The following is a 389-nucleotide window of genomic DNA, read 5'->3' on the forward strand; positions in this document are numbered from 1 at the left end:
AAGGAACAGCGGCAGGCCATTCTTGATGTGGCGAGCGCCTATGATCTCGCAAAGATCAGCGCTGACAACTACAACAAGTCGCGCGGCATCTATGCGGGTGCCGCCGCTCGGCAAGGTCAGCGCGATCTTAGCACGGCTGCACGTTCCGAAGACATCGACGTCCTTAATGACCTCGCCCGCTTCGTTGTGCCCGGCTACCATCAGGCCGGCTTTTACCAGGCTCGCTCGCAGTTTTCAGCCTTCAATGGTCCTATCAGCGCGTTCTCGAAGGACTTCGACTACGACGAATTGGCGAAGGGCGTACGCGATATCACGGCGCAGAACCCGGCTCTGCAGGAAACCGGCGACAAGATCCTCAATCTAGCGAAGGTAGGCCATGAGGCGGCGGC

1 protein-coding gene is annotated in these 389 nt (G+C 59.1%); it reads left to right on the forward strand.

Going from position 1 to position 389, the window contains the following annotated elements:
* Window positions 1-389 (forward strand): hypothetical protein (locus EN857_RS35065; RefSeq protein ID WP_189522828.1); only part of this gene is annotated, 389 nt, incomplete at both ends.

Source organism: Mesorhizobium sp. M4B.F.Ca.ET.214.01.1.1, from assembly GCF_004791545.1.
GTDB lineage: Bacteria > Pseudomonadota > Alphaproteobacteria > Rhizobiales > Rhizobiaceae > Mesorhizobium > Mesorhizobium abyssinicae.